This window comes from Streptomyces sp. ID05-26A, from assembly GCF_033794685.1.
In the GTDB taxonomy this organism is placed as follows: Bacteria; Actinomycetota; Actinomycetes; order Mycobacteriales; family Pseudonocardiaceae; genus Lentzea.
Map to the genome: position 1 here is coordinate 185,082 of NZ_JARAYZ010000006.1, position 16,409 is coordinate 201,490.

Sequence of the window (16,409 nt, forward strand, 5' to 3'; positions counted from 1 at the left end):
TTCCGCTGAGCTTTCAGCGGCGGATTGTGGAGAGATCTTGGAAAACCGGCTGAAAGTGTGGTGCGCCGGAATCGGCGATCAGGCGGTGCCGGGCACGACCACGGTGGTGGAAGGCGCACCCGGCACGGGCAAGACGGCGGCCGTCGACGACCTCGCCGCACGGTGGGAGGCGTCCGGCCGGCAAGTGGTGCGAGCACGGGGAAGCGCATTGGAAAGCGATCTTCCCTTTGGGATCGTGGCCCAGCTGTTCGACCTGGTCGACTCCACTCTCGTGCCCGACGAGGCGATCGGGGCGCTGCAGCTCACCGCGGCGGCCGCGGACTTCCCTGTGCTGCACGGCGTGTACCGGCTGACCGCCGCGCTGGCCGCGCGCGCCGATCTGCTGGTCCTGGTGGACGACGCGCACTGGGCCGACGCCGCTTCCCTGCGCTGGCTCGCCTACCTGGCGTTGCGGGTGCGGCGGCTGCCGATCGCGCTCGTCCTGACCGTGGGCGTGGGCGAGCGGTGCGACGACCCGTCGTTCGGCGAGATCACGGCCGCGTGCCAGCGGGTCACGCTGGACCACCTCACCCCTGCCGAGACGAGACGTCTCGTCTCGGCGGCACTCGGCGAAGCCGCGCCGGAGTTCGCGGCGGCGTGCTTCGACGCGACGGGCGGCAACCCCCTGGCGGTGACGCGGCTGGTCAAGGCGCTGGTGGAGGACGAGGTCCCGCCGACGACCGAGGCCGCGTGGCGGGTGACCCAGCGCGGTGCCGAGGTGTCCGGCGAGATCATGGCGGCCCGGCTGCGCCGCCGCCCCGCGTCCGTCGTGACGACCGCGCACTGCCTGGCGGCACTGGGTTCTTCGCCCCATCCCGGTGTGCTGGCCGAACTCACGCGACTGAGCCCGGCGGAACTCGCCGAGGCCAGGCGCACCGTCGAACTCCTCGGCGTGGCGGGACCCGCGGTGCTCGAAGACATACCCGCCGCGGCACGCGCGGCGCTGCACTTGCGGGCCGCACAGGCGTTGCGGACGCACGGCGCTTCGGACCGGGCGGTCGCGGACCACCTGCTGGAGACGTCGCCCGGCCTGGAACCGTGGGCGGGCGAGGTGCTGGACCGGGCCGCGCAGGAGGCGGTGAACCACGGCGACACGGCCGGCGCGGCACGGCTGCTGTGGCGGGCGCTGCGCGAACCGGTGGCGAACCCGTCCCGTGCCTTGCGACTGCTGGGAATCGCCGAACTGGTCGGCAACCTGCCCGGCGCGACCGCCCGGCTGCGCGAGGCCCTCCAGTCCGATGTGGACGATGCCGAGTCCGCGATCGCGTTGTCCTACGCCCTGCACGCCGAGGGCGCCCCGGCCGAGATCCCCGCGGTGCTGGGCGGCTCACCGCAGGCGCGGGCACATCTCGCCGTGCACGGCCTGGTGTGGCAGGAGGCCGTCCCCTCGTCGGTCTCGCTCGACAACCCCGCCGGCGTGCTGCACCGCGTGATGGTCGGCGACATCAGCGCAGACGAGACGAGGCGTCTCGTCTCGGCACGCGGCGACGGCGTGGTCGCCTCCCTGACGGCCGCGATGACGCTGAACCTGGCCGACTCGCTGGACGAGGCGCTGGCCGTGCTGGACGAGGTCGACCGCGCCCAGGCACCAGCGTTGCGCGCGCTGACGAACGTGATGCGCGCGAACGTCCAGCGCCGCAAGGGAGATCTCGCCTCCGCCCGTGCCGATCTCGCGGTGGCGGCCGACCACCTGCGGCAGGACCGGCGCTGGCACGCCGTCTCCACGTGGCACGCCGCGCTGCTCGCCGACATCCTGCTCGAGGAGGGTCGCCTGGACGAGGCCGCCACGGTGATCGCCGAGGCCTCGACGGACGAGGCGCGGCGCACGTGGTCGTTCGGTGGCGTGCTGACCGTGCGCGGACGCGTGCTGACGGCGCGAGGCGACGATCACGAGGCCCTGGAAGCGTTTCTGGCCGCCGGACGGCACTGCGCGGCGTGGCCGTACCGCAATCCCGCGGCGCTGTCGTGGCGTTCCGGCGCGGCGCTGGCCTGCGCGGCGATGGGCGACGGCGAACGGGCCCGCGAACTCGCCCAGGAGGAGGTCGCGCTCGCACGGGTCTGGGGCGCGCCCAGGGCGCTGGGCATGGCGTTGCGCGCGGAGGGCCGGGTGACCGCGGGCGCGGCCGGGCGAAGGTTGCTGGAGGAGGCCGTGCGGGTGCTGCGCGCCTCCCCCGGCCGTCTGGAACTGGCGCGCGCGTTGGTGGACCTCGGCGTGGTGCTGCGGCGTCAGGGCGACACGGCCTCCGCGCGCACGCACCTGCGTGACGCCGTCGACCTGGCGCAGAAGTGCGGATCCACCACGATGGCCGCCCGTGCCTACTCCGAACTGGTGGCGACGAGCTCCGGACCTCGGCGAATGCGGCAGACCGGGCCGACCGCACTCACCCCGACGGAGCATCAGGTGGCGGAGCTGGCGGCACGCGGCCGCTCCGACGACGAGATCGCGTCCACGCTGCTCATGCCCGCCGACGGCGTGGAGGGAGTGCTCTCGGGCATCTACCGCAAGCTCGGGGTGTCCGGCCGTTTGCACCTGGCGGATGCTCTGTTCGTGGAGTAGCTCGGACCCGTTCGGCCGATGGTTCGACTACGTCTTTCGGCCCTATCGTCCTGCGCATGGCGAGCGACTTTCAGCGGAGCAAGGTGGACCTGGTCTTCGGCGCGATGGACTCCGACGGCAACGGACGGCTGAACCGGGAGGACTTCGAGCTGCTCGCCCAGCGCTGGGCGGCGTTGCGCGGCAGTGACGAGGAGTTGCTGACGAAGGTGATGCTGGGCTGGTGGACCACCCTGCAGTCGGCCGCGGGAGGCGCGGAGCAGGTGACGCTGCAGGACGTCCTGAACGTCGTCGACGTGCTGCCCGACAACATCGAACCGGTGCTGGGCACGGCGGACGCCATGTTCGGCGCCGTGGACGCGGACGGCGACGACTACGTCTCCGAACCCGAGTACCGGACCATGATCGAGGCCTGGCTCGGCGGCGCGACCGAGACCGTCTTCGCGAAGCTGGACCTCGACGGCGACGGACGGTTGTCGCGCAACGAGTTCACGACGCTGTGGGCCGAGTTCTGGGCCGGCGACAACCCGGACGCCGCCGGCTCCTACGTCTTCGGCCCCGTTCAGGCGGCGTGAACGAGGGTGAAGAACTCCTGACGTGACGCGGGGTTCTCCCGCAGCACGCCCTTCAACGCCGAGGTGACCGTGCGGGACCCGGTGACCCGCACGCCCCTCAGCGCCATGCACATGTGCTCGGCCTCGACCACGACGCCGACCCCCTGGGGCCGCAACTCCTCCTGCAACCAGTCGGCGACCTGCTTGGTCAGCCGTTCCTGGACCTGGAGATCGCGCGCGAACATCTCCACGACCCGGGCGAGCTTCGACAGGCCCAGGATCCGTTCCCCCGGCAGGTATCCGACGTGCGCGACGCCGTGGAACGGCAGCATGTGGTGCTCGCACAACGACTGCACGGGAATGCTCCGCGCCAGCACGAGCTCGTCGTAGCCCTCGTCGTTGGGGAACGTCGTCATGGTGAACTCGCGCGGGGTCAGCATCTCCGCGTAGGCCTCGGCCACGCGGCGCGGGGTGTCGGTGAGATGCACCGAGTACGGGTCCTTGCCCAGCGCCTTGAGCAGGTCCGTGACCGCCCGTTGTGCCGCCTCGACGTCCATGCCGCCACGGTAGATCCGCTGGCCGAATTTAGTCAACAAGAGTAGTTTTTAGAGATGGCCGACCCCGTCGCCGCCGTCGCGGCCCTCGACGAACCGAACCGCCGCAGGCTGTACGACCTCGTGGTGCGCCACAACGCTCCCATCAGCAAGGACGAGGCCGCGCAGGCCGTCGGGCTGCCCCGCACGACCGCGGGGTTCCACCTCGACAAGCTGGTCGAGATGGGCCTTCTCACAGTGGCGCACCAGCGCCGGACCGGTGGCCCCGGAGCCGGCAGGCCCGCGAAGCTCTACCAGCGGTCCGCGGAGCACATCGAGGTGTCGCTGCCCGACCGCCGCTACGAGGCGGCGAGCCACCTGCTCACGGACGCGCTGGTGGAAGCGGAGAGCACGGGCGAGCCCGTTCGCGAGATCCTGCACCGGCGCGCCTACGAGTGGGGCGCGGACCTGGCCGCGCGGGCGCCGGGCGGAGTCGTGGACACGTTGGCGGGCTTCGGTTTCGAGCCGCGCGAGGACGGCGGCTCGATCCTGCTCGGCAACTGCCCGTTCCACAGCCTGGCGCACCGGCACACGCAGTTGGTGTGCGGAATGAACCTGCGCCTCGTCAGCGGCCTGCTGGACGGCATCGAGGCGAACGGTCACACCGCTCGCCTCGCTCCGTCACCAGGTCACTGCTGCGTCCGGGTCGATCAGACGCCGTCCTCCAGGTCGCCCTCGGTCTCCAGGTAGGCCGCCCGCAGCGCGTCCAAAGTGGACTCCTCCGGGTGCTCCCACATCTTGCGCTCGGCCGCCTCCAGCAGGCGCTCGGCGATGCCGTGCAACGCCCACGGGTTCGACGTCTGCAGGAACTTGCGGGTCTCCGGGTCGAGCACGTAGCTCTCGGTCAGCTTCTCGTACATCCAGTCCGCGACCACGCCGGTCGTGGCGTCGTAGCCGAACAGGTACTCGACCGTCGCCTGCAGCTCGAACGCGCCCTTGTAGCCGTGGTTGCGCATCGCCCCGATCCAGCGCGGGTTCACCACGCGGGCGCGGAAGATCCGCGAGGTCTCCTCGGTCAGCGTCCGCGTGCGGACCGCCTCCGGGCGCGTGCTGTCCCCGACGTACGCGGCGGGTGCCTTGCCCGTCAACGCCTTCACCATCGTGACCATGCCGCCGTGGTACTGGAAGTAGTCGTCCGAGTCGGCGATGTCGTGCTCGCGGGTGTCGATGTTCTTGGCCGCCACCGCGATCCGCCGGTACGCCGACTCCATGTCCGCGCGCGCGGCGACGCCGTCGACCCCGCGGCCGTAGGCGTACCCGCCCCACACCGCGTAGACCTCGGCGATGTCGGACGAGTCGCGCCAGTTGCGGCTGTCGATCAGCGGCAGCACACCCGCGCCGTACGCGCCCGGCTTGGACCCGAAGACGCGCAACGTGGCGCGGCGCTGGTCGCCGTGCTCTTCGAGGTCGCGAAGCATGTGCGCCCGCACGAAGTTCTGCTCCGCGGGCTCGTCCAGCGCGGCGACGAGCTGCACCGCGTCGTCCAACATGGACACGACGTGCGGGAAGGCGTCGCGGAAGAAGCCGGAGATGCGGATCGTGACGTCGATGCGCGGCCTGTCCAGCTCCTCGAGCGGGACGACCTCCAGCCCGGTGACGCGGCGCGACTGGTCGTCCCACACCGGCCGCACGCCGAGCAGCGAGAACACCTCGGCGATGTCGTCACCGGAGGTGCGCATCGCGGACGTGCCCCAGACCGACAGCCCGACCGAGGGCGGCCACTCGCCGTCGTTCTCGGCGCGGTACCGCTCCAGCAGCGAGTCGGCCATCGCCTGGCCGGTCTCCCAGGCGAGGCGCGACGGGATGGCCTTCGGGTCGACCGAGTAGAAGTTGCGGCCGGTCGGCAGCACGTTCACCAGGCCGCGCAACGGAGAACCCGACGGGCCGGCCGGGATGTAACCGCCGTCCAGGGCGTGCAGGACGTTCGTCATCTCGTCCGTGGTGCGCGCGAGCCTGGGCACGACCTCGACGGCCGCGAACTCCAGGATCTTCTGCACGTCCACCGACTCGTGCAGACCCGCTGCGGCCTCACGGTCCCAGCCCGCGTCCTCCATCGCCTGGACGAGCACGCGAGCCTGTTCCTCAATCGCGTCAACGTCTTCACGGGCCGTGCTGACGAGCCCGAGGGCCTCGCGCAGGCCGGGCAGCGCGGCGACCTGACCGCCCCACATCTGCCGCGCCTGCAACATGGCGAGCACGAGGTTGACGCGAACGCTGCCGGTCGGCGCCTCGCCGAGGATGTGCAGGCCGTCGCGGATCTGGACGTCCTTGACCTCGCACAGCCAGCCGTCGACGTGCAGGATGAACTCGTCGAACTCCGCGTCGTGCGGCCGGTCGTCGAGTCCCAGGTCGTGGTCGAGCTTCGCGGCCTTGATCAGCGTCCAGATCTGCGCGCGGATCGCCGGCACCTTGGCCGGGTCCATCGCGGAGATGTTCCCGTACTCGTCCAGCAACTGCTCCAGGCGCGCGATGTCGCCGTAGCTGTCGGCGCGGGCCATCGGCGGCACGAGGTGGTCGACCAGCGTGGCGTGCGCGCGGCGCTTCGCCTGCGTGCCCTCACCGGGGTCGTTGACGAGGAACGGGTAGATCAGCGGCAGGTCGCCGAGCGCCGCGTCCGTGCCGCAGGACGCCGACATGCCGACGGTCTTGCCGGGCAACCACTCCAGGTTGCCGTGCTTGCCGACGTGCACGACGGCGTCGGCGCCGAAGTTCGACTCGACCCACCGGTACGCCGCGAGGTAGTGGTGCGACGGCGGCAGGTCGGGGTCGTGGTAGATCGCGATCGGGTTCTCGCCGAACCCGCGCGGCGGCTGGACGATCACCGCGACGTTGCCGGACCGCAGTGCGGCCAGCACGATCTCGCCGTCCTCGGACTTGCTGTGGTCGACGAACAACGAGCCCGGTGCCTCGCCCCAGTGCTCCTGCATCGACTCGCGGAAGTCGTCGGGCAGCGTCTCGTAGAACTCGCGGTAGTCGGCTGCGGCGATGCGGATCGGGTTGCTCTCGAACTGCTCCTGCGTGAGCCAGTCGGCGTCCTGGCCACCGGCGGCGATCAGCGCGTGGATCAGCTTGTCGCCGTCGAGCTCGTCGACACCGGGCAGCTCGGTGCCGATGTCGTAACCGTGCTCCTGCATGGCCTTCAGCAGCCGGACGGTCGACGCGGGCGTGTCGAGCCCGACCGCGTTGCCGATGCGCGAGTGCTTCGTCGGGTACGCCGACAGCATCACGACGACCTTGCGCTCGGCGACCGGGATGTGGCGCAGCCGGCCGTGCCGGACCGCGATGCCCGCGACGCGCAACGCCCGTTCCGGGTCGGCCACGTAGATCGTGAGGCCGTCGGAGTCGATCTCCTTGAAGGAGAACGGGACCGTGATGATCCGGCCGTCGAACTCGGGGATCGCGACCTGGGTCGCGGTGTCCAAAGGAGACAGTCCGTCGTCGTTCGAGTCCCACGTCTCGCGGCTCGACGTGAGGCACAACCCCTGCAGGATCGGCACGTCGAGCGCGGCCAGCGCACCGACGTCCCACGCGTCGTCGTCGCCACCGGCGGAGGCCTTCGCGGGGTTCGTGCCACCGGCCGCGAGCACCGTCACGACGAGCGCGTCGGCCTGCCTCAGCGTGTCGAGCAGCTCGGGTTCGGCGGTGCGCAGCGAGGAGCAGAAGACCGGCAGGGCCTTGCCCCCCTTGGCCTCGATGGCGTCGCACAGCGCGTGGATGAACGCCGTGTTCCCGGCGACGTGGTGCGCGCGGTAGTAGAGCACCGCGACCGTCGGGCCCTCGGCCGCCGAGGCCTCGCGCTCCAGCACGCCCCACGTGGGCGTGGCGGTGGGGGCCTCGAAGCCGTGGCCGGTCAGCAGCACGGTGTCAGAAAGGAACTTGTACAGCTCGGTGAGGTTCGCCGGGCCGCCGTGCGCGAGGTAGAGGTGCGCCTCGGCGCACACACCACCGGGCACCGTCGACAGCTCCATCAGCGCCGCGTCGGGCTGCATCTCACCGCCGAGCACCACCACGGGCAGCCCGCTGGCCAGCAGCCAGTCGAGACCTTCCTCCCACATCCGGCGGCCGCCGAGGATGCGCACGAGGACCAGGTCCACGCCCTCGACGAGCGCGGGCAGGTCGTCGGTAGTGAGTCGCGCGGGGTTGCCGAGCCGGTACTCGGCACCACTCGCACGCGCCGACAGCAGGTCGGTGTCGGAGGTCGACAGCAGCAGGATCACGCAGGCTCCATCCCTCGTGGGGTCCGCGCCCCAGGTTGCGGGTGACCGGCGAAGCAGAGTTCCTGACTCCCAGCGGTGTTCGCTGGTCACAGTGGCGGGACCGCGCCGGATTCACACCGGCTTCCTCCTGCGCTTCGTCGTTCGGGCTCACCCTAACCGGCGGGTTACAGTCCGACCTATGCCCAATGGGATTCACCGGGGTCACCCGGACGCCTGTCCCGGCGCCGTCGAGCTGCACCAGGCAGCGGACGGCGGGCTGGCGCGCATCCGGGTGCCTGGCGGCACTCTTTCCGCTGTTCAGTGGGACGTCGTGCGCACCTCGGCCGCAGAACTCGGGAACGGTTCAGTGGAACTGACCTCGCGGGCGAACCTCCAGATCAGAGGCCTCGCGGACGGCGTCGAACTGGGCGCGCGCCTGGCCGCGGCGGGCCTGCTGCCGTCGGCCTCGCACGAGCGGATCCGCAACATCATCGCTGCACCCCTGGAGGACGAGCAGGGGTTGGTCGACGAGATCGATGCAGCCCTGTGCGCGGACCCCGCTCTGGCAGCGCTGCCGGGCAGGTTCCTGCTGACGGTGGGGCACGCGGTGAGCGGCCTCGGCGGCGACTTCGGGCTGGTCAGAGATGGTGCGGCGACGTGGGCACTCCTCCTGGCCGGGACCGACACGGGCGTCCGCGTCACCGACCCCGCCGACACCGTGGTCACCGCGGCCCGCCTCTTCCAGCGACTCCGCGGCCCGGCCTGGCGCCTGTCCGAAGTGGACGACGGTGTGCGAAAGATCACCGCCCACTTCGGCACCTCCGACGCGCCGCGCATCACCCCGGCTGTGACTCCTGTCGCACCTTCACCGTTGACCCCAGGGGTTCCGCTCGGCCGGCTCGACGCCGGCCAGCTCCCCGGCGTCGCTCTCCGCCTCACGCCGTGGCGCAGCCTGGTCGTGCCCGCCGGCACCGACACGTCCGGCCTCATCACCGACCCGGACTCGCCGTGGCACGGCGTCAGCGCCTGCACCGGCCGCCCCGGCTGCGCGAAGTCGCTCTCCGACGTACGAGCCGACGCCCGTGCGTGGCTCGGAACCCCACACCGCCGTCCGGTGCACTGGTCGGGTTGTGCCCGCCGCTGCGGCCGTCCCGCGGGCGAAGTGATCGAGTTCGTCGCGACCGGCGACGGCTACGAGGAGATCCGTTGACGCAGTACATCAAGGACGGGGCGGAGATCTACCGCCAGTCCTTCGCCACCATTCGCGCGGAGTCGGACCTCACCGGGTTCCCCGCCGATGTCTCGCAGGTCGTCGTCCGCATGATCCACGCGTGCGGCATGACCGACCTGCCCAGCGACGTCGTGTTCTCCCCGGACGTCGTGCGGAACGCGCGCGCGGCGCTCCGCGACGGCGCGCCGATCCTGTGCGACGCCAACATGGTCGCGTCCGGCGTGACCCGCCGCCGCCTGCCCAAGGACAACGAAGTCCTGTGCTACCTGCAGGACCCGCGCACGCCGGGCCGGGCGCAGGAGATCGGCAACACGCGCAGTGCCGCCGCCCTGGAGTTGCTCGCGGACCGGTTCGACGGCGCGGTGATCGCGATCGGCAACGCCCCCACGGCGCTGTTCCACCTGCTCGACCTGATCGCCGCCGGAGCCCCCCGGCCCGCGGCGGTGCTGGGCATCCCGGTCGGGTTCATCGGGGCAGCGGAGTCCAAGGAAGCTTTGGCCGCAACGGATCTGGAGCACCTCGTGGTGCGCGGCCGGCGCGGCGGCAGTGCCATGACGGCGGCGGCCATCAACGCGATCGCGAGCGAGGAAGAATGACGGGCAAGCTCTACGGCGTCGGCCTGGGTCCGGGCGACCCGGAACTCGTGACGGTCAAGGCCGCGCGACTCATCAACGAAGCCGACGTGGTGGCGTTCCACAGCGCCCGGCACGGCAAGTCGGTCGCCAAGACCATCGCCGCGCCGTACTTCCGCAGCCAGGACGATCCGAAACCGCAGGTGCTGGAACAGCTCGTCTACCCGGTCACGACCGAGGACACGGACGACTACCAGGGCGAGATCGACGCCTTCTACGAGGAGGCCGCCGCCACGCTGGCCGCGCACCTCGACGCCGGGCGGAACGTCGTCGTGCTGGCCGCCGGGGACCCGTTCTTCTACGGCTCCTACATGCACATGCACAAGCGGCTGGCCGACCGCTACGAGTGGGAGGTCGTCCCCGGCGTCACGTCCGTGAGCGGGGCGAGCGCCGTTCTCGGCACCCCGCTCGTCGAACGCGACGAGGTCCTCACGATCCTGCCCGGCACGCTCCCGCCCGCCGAGCTCGCGTCCCGCCTGGCCGACACCGACTGCGCCGCGATCCTCAAGCTGGGCCGCACCTTCGGCAACGTCCGCGAGGCGCTCGAGGCGTCCGGCCGGCTCGACGGTGCCTGGTACGTCGAACGCGCCACCACGGGCCGGCAAAGGATGGCGCCGCTGGCCGACGTCGACCCCGCGACCGTGCCGTACTTCTCCATCGCCGTGCTGCCGAGCCAGTCCAAGCCCGCGAAGCCGAAGGGCGAGGTCGTCGTCGTCGGTCTCGGCCCCGGCTCGCGGGACTGGCTCACCCCGGAAGCCCGCCAGGAGCTGGAGGCCGCCGACGAACTGGTCGGCTACAGCACCTACCTGAACCGCGTGCCGGAACGTCCCGGCCAGCAGCGGCACTCCTCGCACAACCAGGTCGAGTCCGAACGCGCCGCGTTCGCCCTGGACCTCGCCCGCAAGGGCGCACGGGTCGCCGTCGTGTCGTCGGGTGATCCCGGCGTCTTCGCGATGGCGACCGCGGTCCTGGAGGTCGCGGCGGAGTCCCCGGACGTGCCGGTCCGCGTCATCCCCGGTGTCACGGCCGCGAACGCCGTGGCGGCCAAGGCGGGCGCACCGCTCGGCCACGACTACGCGGTGATCTCGTTGAGCGACAGGCTCAAGCCGTGGGACGTCATCGCCGAACGCCTCGAGGCCACCGCCAGGGCCGACCTGGTGATCGCGATCTACAACCCGGCGTCCAAGGCCCGCACGCACCAGGTGGCGGACATGCGCGACCTGCTGCTCCGGCACCGCGCGCCGGAGACCCCGATCGTCGTCGGACGTGACGTGGGCGGCCCGGAGGAGGAGATCCGCGTCCTCACGCTCGGCACCCTCGACCCGGCCACGATCGACATGCGCTGCCTGCTGATCATCGGCTCGTCGCAGACGATCGTGACGCCCCAGGGCGTCGTCTTCACGCCCCGGCGGTACCCAACCAGCTGACGGCGGCGTCGACGCCGGCCACCACTGCCGCGGGCGGGAGCGGTGGCCGGCGCACGATCACGACCGGCACACCGAGCCGACGCGCGGCCTCCAGCTTGGCCGACGTCATCGAGCCACCGCTGTCCTTCGTGACGAGCACGTCGACGTCCCGCGAGCGCATCAGCTCCAGTTCACCGTCCACAGTGAACGGACCGCGCGACAGCAGCACCTCGATCCGTTGGGGCAGCGGCGGTTCCGGCGGTTCGACCATGCGTGCCAGGAACCACTGCGGGCACGCGGCGAACTCGGCCAGGTCCTGCCGTCCGGTCGTCAGGAAGACCCGCTCGCCCCGCAGTTCCCGCGCGGCCTCGGCCACGCTGTCCACCCACTGCCAGCCGGGCTGCGGCGTGAACCCCGGTCGCCGCAGGATCAGCAACGGCACGCCGACCCGCTCACAGGCCTCGAAAGCGTTCGCGGTGATCTGCCGGGCGAACGGGTGGGTCGCGTCGACGACGGCGCTGACATCGTTGTCCCGCAACCACTGCGCGAGCCCGTCGACCCCACCGAAGCCGCCGACGCGAACCTCGCCGACGGGAAGAGCGGGGTTGCTTACCCTGCCCGCCAGGGAGGAGACGACCCGGCCCGGAGGAAGAGCCGCGGCGGAACCCATCACCCGCCGCGCGAGTTCCCGAGCCTCCCCCGTCCCCCCGAGGATGAGGATCATCGAACGCGCGTGGCCGAGTACAGGTGGCTGTCCGGGAACTGCGTCGCGCCCAGCACCTGTCCCACGATGATCACGGCGGTCCGCTTGATCCCGGCGGCCTCGACCTGCGCGGCGATGTCGTCCAGCGTCCCGCGCAGCACGACCTCGTCCTCACGGGACGCGTAGGCGACGACCGCGACCGGGCAGTCCAGCCCGTAGTTCGGCACCAGTTCCGCCACGACGTCCGCGATCCGCTGCACGGCGAGGTGCAGCACGAGCGTCGCGTGACTGCGCCCCAGCGTGTCCAGGTCCTCGCCCTCGGGCATCGGCGTGGCGCGCTGCGAGGTCCGCGTCAGGATCACCGTCTGCCCGACCCCGGGCACCGTCAGCTCGCGCTGCAACGACGCCGCGGCGGCCGCGAAGGCCGGCACCCCCGGCGTCACGTCGTAGGCGATCTCCAGCGCGTCCAGCCGGCGCATCTGCTCGGCCATCGCGCTGAACACCGCCGGGTCGCCGGAGTGCAGCCGGGCCACGTCCAGTCCCTGTTCCGAGGCCGCGACCAGCTCGGCCACGATCTCGTCCAGCGTCAGCAGCGCCGTGTCGACCTTGCGCGCGCCGGCGGGGCAGAAGTCCAGCAACTCCACCGGCACCAACGCACCCGCGTACAGGCACACCGGCGACGACTCGATCAGCGCGCGGCCCCGCACCGTGATCAGGTCGGCCGCTCCGGGCCCGGCCCCGATGAAGTGCACGGTCACTTCGTCACGCTCCACGTCGTCACGGGCATGTGCGGGCGCCAGGCGGTGAACCGGCCGACCGACGAGCCGCGGTTCACCGCGATCCGCACCAGGTCGCCGCCGAGCCGCTCGTACCACTGCGCCACCACGGCCTCGGACTCCAGCGTCACGGCGTTGACGACCAGTCGGCCGCCCGCCGCGAGCGAGTCCCAGCAGGCCTGCAGCACACCGGGCACCGTCACGCCGCCGCCGATGAAGATCGCGTCGGGCTTCTCCAGCCCCTCCAACGCGTCCGGCGCCCGTCCGATGTGGACCTCCACCCCGGGCACACCCAGAGACGCTGCGTTACCGGCGATTCGCTCTGCGCGTTCGGCCGACTGCTCCACGGCGATCGCGCGGCACGTCGGATGCGTGCGCGCCCACTCGATCGCGATGGAACCCGAACCGGCCCCGACGTCCCAGAGCAGCTGCCCGGGCAGCGGCGCCAATCTCGACAACGAAATAGCCCGCACCTCTCGCTTCGTCAGCTGGCCATCGGATTCGTACGCGTCATCAGGCAGGCCGGGGACCCGTGAGAGAGCGCTCCCGCGGTACTCGATCGCGATCACGCACAGCGGGTCCGCGTCCTGCCCGGACCAAGGGTAAACCCGCTCGGCGGGACCACCTAGCTGTTCGAGCACAGTGATGTCTCCGGCCAGTGCCGCAACGGTTGCCGGGTCGCCACCGAGCACCAGCACGCGCTGTCCCGGCGTCAACACGGGGCGTAGCAGGTCGGCCGATCGCGCCACCAGGGACACGACCTCGACCTCGTTCAACGCCCAGCCGAGCCGTGCGCAGGCGAGCGACACGGAGGAGGGGTGCGGGATCACCGTCACCCGGTCGCCCAGCAACCGCACCAGGGTCGTGCCGATGCCGTGGAACATGGGATCGCCGGACGCCAGCACGCACACGTCCCGGTGCTTCTCGAACAACGCGGGCAACGCCGGGACCAGCGGCGACGGCCACGCGACCCGGTCGAACTCCCCCGGCACCAGGTCGAGCTGCCGGCGCGAGCCCATCAGCACACGTGAACGGGAAACAGCCTGCTGGGCGGCAGGGGAAAGCCCGTCCCACCCGTCGGCACCGATGCCGACGACCACGACGTCAGACGGTGCCGGTGACACGCTTCACCTGGATCTCGATCACGACCCGCTCGGGGTTCACGCGCGGCTGCTTGTACCGCAACGCATACCGCCGCACGGCCTCGTCGACGGATTCCACGTCGTCGCGCACGACGGCGGGACCCTCCAACGTGGACCAACGCCGACCGTCCACCTGGCACACGGCGGCGTACCCGGCGTTGCGCACGTGCTTGACCTTCCACGACGCGCCGTGCGTGATGATCCGCGCGATGCCGGCTTCGGCGTCGAGCGTGACGCCGACCGGCACCACGTGCGGAGTCCCGCCGGGACGGACGGTGGACAACGTGCACAGGTGCCGTTCGGCCCAGAACTCGGCGAACTCGGCACCCCGGTCGATCGACATGGCACGCATCATCGCAATGCGGCGGTCGTGAAGGAAAATCGCCGCACCAGCGGCAGCCACTTCCGGTAGGTGGACAGGTCGTCCGGCACGGCGAGATCACCGACCAGCCGGTCCCTCTCCTGCCGCCAGTCCCGGCCCGACTCGATGGCGTCGAACAGCGCGTCGCACTGCCCCGACCGGCCGACGAGCACCGCCAGCAGCACCAGCACGACCCGGTAGTCGGTGCTCAGGAACCCGTCGGACTCCAGAACCGCCGAGCGGGCCCTGACCAGCCGATACAGGTTCACCAACCGCTTGGCGGCGCGCGGCGTGCGCACCAGCGGCGCGAGGCTCTCCAGGTAGAGCAACTCCGGCCCGGTGATCCGCATGCCGCGCGGCGCGTGGTCGAGCGACTCACCCGGCTCCTCGACGGGCGCCGGACTCGTCACGCGCGGCAGGTCCTGGGGGTCGTCGTGCAACGGAGTGAGGTAACTCGCCTCACCGAACTCCTCCCCGGCCAGGTCCGACACCAGCCGCCGGAATCCCCCGCCTTCCATCGGCGGCAGCGCGAAGGACACCTGGAAGATCTTCTCCAGGTAGTCGACCGGGTCGTCCAGCATCTCGGTGTAGTGCTGTTCCAGGGCCCTGAGCAGCCACCTCGCGTCCACGCCGACGACCACCACGAACACGGGCTGCGCGAGCAACAGGTGCACCGCCTCGAGCACCTTGATCACGACAGGCGGAGGGCACCGGTCGAGGTCGTCGATGTAGAGCACGATCCGTTCCGGCCCGGCCGTGCTGTGGGCGAGGATCGCCGCGAACATCTCCAAGTCCTTGCGCACCAGCGAAACGACGCCCAGGTGCTGCTGGTAGTCGTTGTCACGGGTGCGCGCGTACTCGGCGACGTCCGGCGCCAGCTCCCCGATCGACCGCTCCAGCCCCTCGATCTCCTCGTCGAGCTCGGCGAGCCGGTCGTCCAGCGGGTCCTGCCGGTCCTTGAGCTCCCGGAACCACGTCACCGCCTTGGCGGCCCGCGCGAGCACCGGCGTCGCGGCCGCCACGGTCGCGGCCAGCACCAGCGGCCACGTCGCCGTCACCACGAACAGCCCGGCGACGACCAGAGCCCCCAGCAACAGCGTGATGATCGCGGTGCGGTCCTTGCGCACCTGCCCCCACACGAACTCCGGCACCTTCACGCCCGGTGCCACGAACGACAGGTCGCCCTCAGCGAGCTGCCTGGAGAGCCTGCGGCGCGCCGAGCCGAGGCTCTTCTGCTGCTGGGCGGCGACCGCCATCCGTTCGAGCCTGACGGTCGCCAGCCGGTCGACCAGCGACGTCTTCTCCTTGCGCTGCTCCGCGAACTCGTCGGCGATGCGCTCCAGGTCGTGCGCCGACCCGTTGGCGAGGGTGTCGAAGATGTGGGTGGCGAGCGACGCCCAGAGATCGGCCTCGACGTAGTGCCAGGCGTTGAACCTGATCTGCCGCACCGACGAGCAGTACACGTCGTGACGCTGCGCGAGATCGTCGATCCGCCGTTCCAGCTGCCGCATGAAGAAGCTCTTGCCGCTGCCCCAGCTGCCGAACAACCCGATCGACAGCGGCGGCTTGATCAGCCGGGACGCCATCAGGTCCGCGAGCATCGCGACGTCGGGTTCGATGCCGAGCCGGTCGGCGCCGCCCTCGTCGTCCGCCCGGTAGCCCGCGTGCACCCGGATCGGCCCGGCCTGCCGGACCTGGTGCAGGAACTCCTGAACCGTGTCGACCGGCGGGAGGGAGGGGTACAACCGTCGGACGTCGTCCTTCTCGCCCTCGCTCAGGTAGATCGACACCTGGACGACGACCGCGTCCACCACCCAGTTGGGGAGGTTGCGGGTCATCGCGGACTCGAACACGATGATCCAGCGCGGCGTGCTCAGGTCGATCCGGCTCGGGACCGATCCGTAGTCGAACCACACCACCGATTCCGGCACCACGGGCGCGCCCTCGTCGGGGTTCACCACGATGGGCTTGTCCGGCAGCACGCGCAGCAGCGCCTCGTAGACGGCCCTGCGCGCGCCGGCCCCACCCGGTTCCGTCCGCACGAGCACCACACCGGGACGGCGCAGCGCGCGGTCCAGCTGGACATCGACGTCTCTCGGCAGGTAGACGCCTGGTGAGCCGCTCGGCTCCTTCAGCAGCCTCGTCCTGTCGACGTCCCGCACCCAAGGAAGATCATCCGCCACAACCGACGATTGTGGCGGATGATCCGGACCCGCGTCGGG

General features: G+C 71.3%; 13 protein-coding genes and 1 riboswitch. Of the genes, 6 read left to right on the forward strand and 7 right to left on the reverse strand.

All coding sequences use genetic code 11. From position 1 onward, the window contains the following. The first annotated feature begins 37 nt into the window (after positions 1-37). Positions 38-2,596 carry an AAA family ATPase gene (locus tag PV646_RS38270; protein ID WP_500347287.1) on the forward strand — a complete coding sequence of 853 codons (2,559 nt, stop codon included), beginning with the start codon at positions 38-40 and terminating at the stop codon, positions 2,594-2,596. Positions 2,597-2,652: 56 nt separating this feature from the next. Beyond that, entirely contained in the window at positions 2,653-3,168 is a 516-nt protein-coding gene (locus PV646_RS38275; RefSeq protein ID WP_500347288.1) for an EF-hand domain-containing protein, read from the forward strand. Here the strand turns inward: PV646_RS38275 and folE are convergent. Then, entirely contained in the window at positions 3,156-3,704 is a 549-nt protein-coding gene (gene folE / locus PV646_RS38280; RefSeq protein ID WP_500347290.1) for a GTP cyclohydrolase I FolE, read from the reverse strand. The genes PV646_RS38275 and folE overlap by 13 nt on opposite strands. A gap of 54 nt (positions 3,705-3,758) precedes the next feature. Between folE and PV646_RS38285 the strand changes: the two genes are divergently transcribed. Further along, positions 3,759-4,430, forward strand: coding sequence for a helix-turn-helix transcriptional regulator (locus PV646_RS38285; protein ID WP_500347292.1), 672 nt, complete (start codon positions 3,759-3,761; stop codon positions 4,428-4,430). Here the strand turns inward: PV646_RS38285 and cobN are convergent. Then, positions 4,391-7,957, reverse strand: a complete 3,567-nt coding sequence (gene cobN, locus PV646_RS38290) for a cobaltochelatase subunit CobN (protein ID WP_500347294.1) — start codon at positions 7,955-7,957, stop codon at positions 4,391-4,393. The two genes, PV646_RS38285 and cobN, sit on opposite strands and share 40 nt — an antisense overlap. 35 nt (positions 7,958-7,992) lie before the next feature. Continuing rightward, a riboswitch (cobalamin riboswitch) is annotated at positions 7,993-8,127 on the reverse strand. An 8-nt stretch (positions 8,128-8,135) separates the two neighbouring features. Between cobN and PV646_RS38295 the strand changes: the two genes are divergently transcribed. The 3 genes from PV646_RS38295 to PV646_RS38305 are packed head-to-tail and all read left to right on the forward strand — an operon-like array spanning position 8,136 to position 11,226. Next, on the forward strand, positions 8,136-9,146 hold the full coding sequence (locus tag PV646_RS38295; protein ID WP_500347295.1) for a ferredoxin-like domain-containing protein: 1,011 nt from the start codon (positions 8,136-8,138) through the stop codon (positions 9,144-9,146). Further along, the gene (locus PV646_RS38300; RefSeq protein WP_500347297.1) at positions 9,143-9,763 is read left to right on the forward strand and encodes a precorrin-8X methylmutase; all 621 of its coding nucleotides are present in this window, start codon (positions 9,143-9,145) and stop codon (positions 9,761-9,763) included. The genes PV646_RS38295 and PV646_RS38300 overlap by 4 nt, the downstream gene beginning before the upstream one ends. Beyond that, positions 9,760-11,226: a precorrin-2 C(20)-methyltransferase gene (locus PV646_RS38305; RefSeq protein WP_500347299.1), complete on the forward strand. Its 1,467-nt coding sequence runs from the start codon at positions 9,760-9,762 to the stop codon at positions 11,224-11,226. Before PV646_RS38300 ends, PV646_RS38305 begins: the two co-directional genes overlap by 4 nt. Here the strand turns inward: PV646_RS38305 and PV646_RS38310 are convergent. The 5 genes from PV646_RS38310 to PV646_RS38330 are packed head-to-tail and all read right to left on the reverse strand — an operon-like array spanning position 11,198 to position 16,349. Next, a complete protein-coding gene (locus PV646_RS38310) occupies positions 11,198-11,929 on the reverse strand; it encodes a cobalt-precorrin-6A reductase (RefSeq protein WP_500347301.1) in 732 nt (243 codons plus the stop codon). The two genes, PV646_RS38305 and PV646_RS38310, sit on opposite strands and share 29 nt — an antisense overlap. Beyond that, positions 11,926-12,666, reverse strand: a complete 741-nt coding sequence (cobM, locus tag PV646_RS38315) for a precorrin-4 C(11)-methyltransferase (protein WP_500347302.1) — start codon at positions 12,664-12,666, stop codon at positions 11,926-11,928. The genes PV646_RS38310 and cobM overlap by 4 nt, the downstream gene beginning before the upstream one ends. Beyond that, entirely contained in the window at positions 12,663-13,808 is a 1,146-nt protein-coding gene (cbiE, locus tag PV646_RS38320; RefSeq protein WP_500347303.1) for a precorrin-6y C5,15-methyltransferase (decarboxylating) subunit CbiE, read from the reverse strand. Before cbiE ends, cobM begins: the two co-directional genes overlap by 4 nt. Next, on the reverse strand, positions 13,789-14,169 hold the full coding sequence (locus tag PV646_RS38325; RefSeq protein WP_500347305.1) for a TIGR03618 family F420-dependent PPOX class oxidoreductase: 381 nt from the start codon (positions 14,167-14,169) through the stop codon (positions 13,789-13,791). The genes cbiE and PV646_RS38325 overlap by 20 nt, the downstream gene beginning before the upstream one ends. Before the next feature lie 8 nt (positions 14,170-14,177). Beyond that, positions 14,178-16,349: a P-loop NTPase fold protein gene (locus PV646_RS38330; RefSeq protein ID WP_500347307.1), complete on the reverse strand. Its 2,172-nt coding sequence runs from the start codon at positions 16,347-16,349 to the stop codon at positions 14,178-14,180. Between the last annotated feature and the right edge of the window lie 60 nt (positions 16,350-16,409).

Excerpts from the sequence above, each read along its gene's own strand:
- PV646_RS38275 (WP_500347288.1), top strand. The coding sequence starts at position 2,653 with ATGGCGAGCGACTTTCAGCGGAGCAAGGTGGACCTGGTCTTCGGCGCG.
- folE (WP_500347290.1), bottom strand. The coding sequence starts at position 3,704 with ATGGACGTCGAGGCGGCACAACGGGCGGTCACGGACCTGCTCAAGGCG.
- PV646_RS38285 (WP_500347292.1), top strand. The coding sequence starts at position 3,759 with ATGGCCGACCCCGTCGCCGCCGTCGCGGCCCTCGACGAACCGAACCGC.
- PV646_RS38295 (WP_500347295.1), top strand. The coding sequence starts at position 8,136 with ATGCCCAATGGGATTCACCGGGGTCACCCGGACGCCTGTCCCGGCGCC.
- PV646_RS38305 (WP_500347299.1), top strand. The coding sequence starts at position 9,760 with ATGACGGGCAAGCTCTACGGCGTCGGCCTGGGTCCGGGCGACCCGGAA.
- PV646_RS38310 (WP_500347301.1), bottom strand. The coding sequence starts at position 11,929 with ATGATCCTCATCCTCGGGGGGACGGGGGAGGCTCGGGAACTCGCGCGG.
- PV646_RS38325 (WP_500347305.1), bottom strand. The coding sequence starts at position 14,169 with ATGTCGATCGACCGGGGTGCCGAGTTCGCCGAGTTCTGGGCCGAACGG.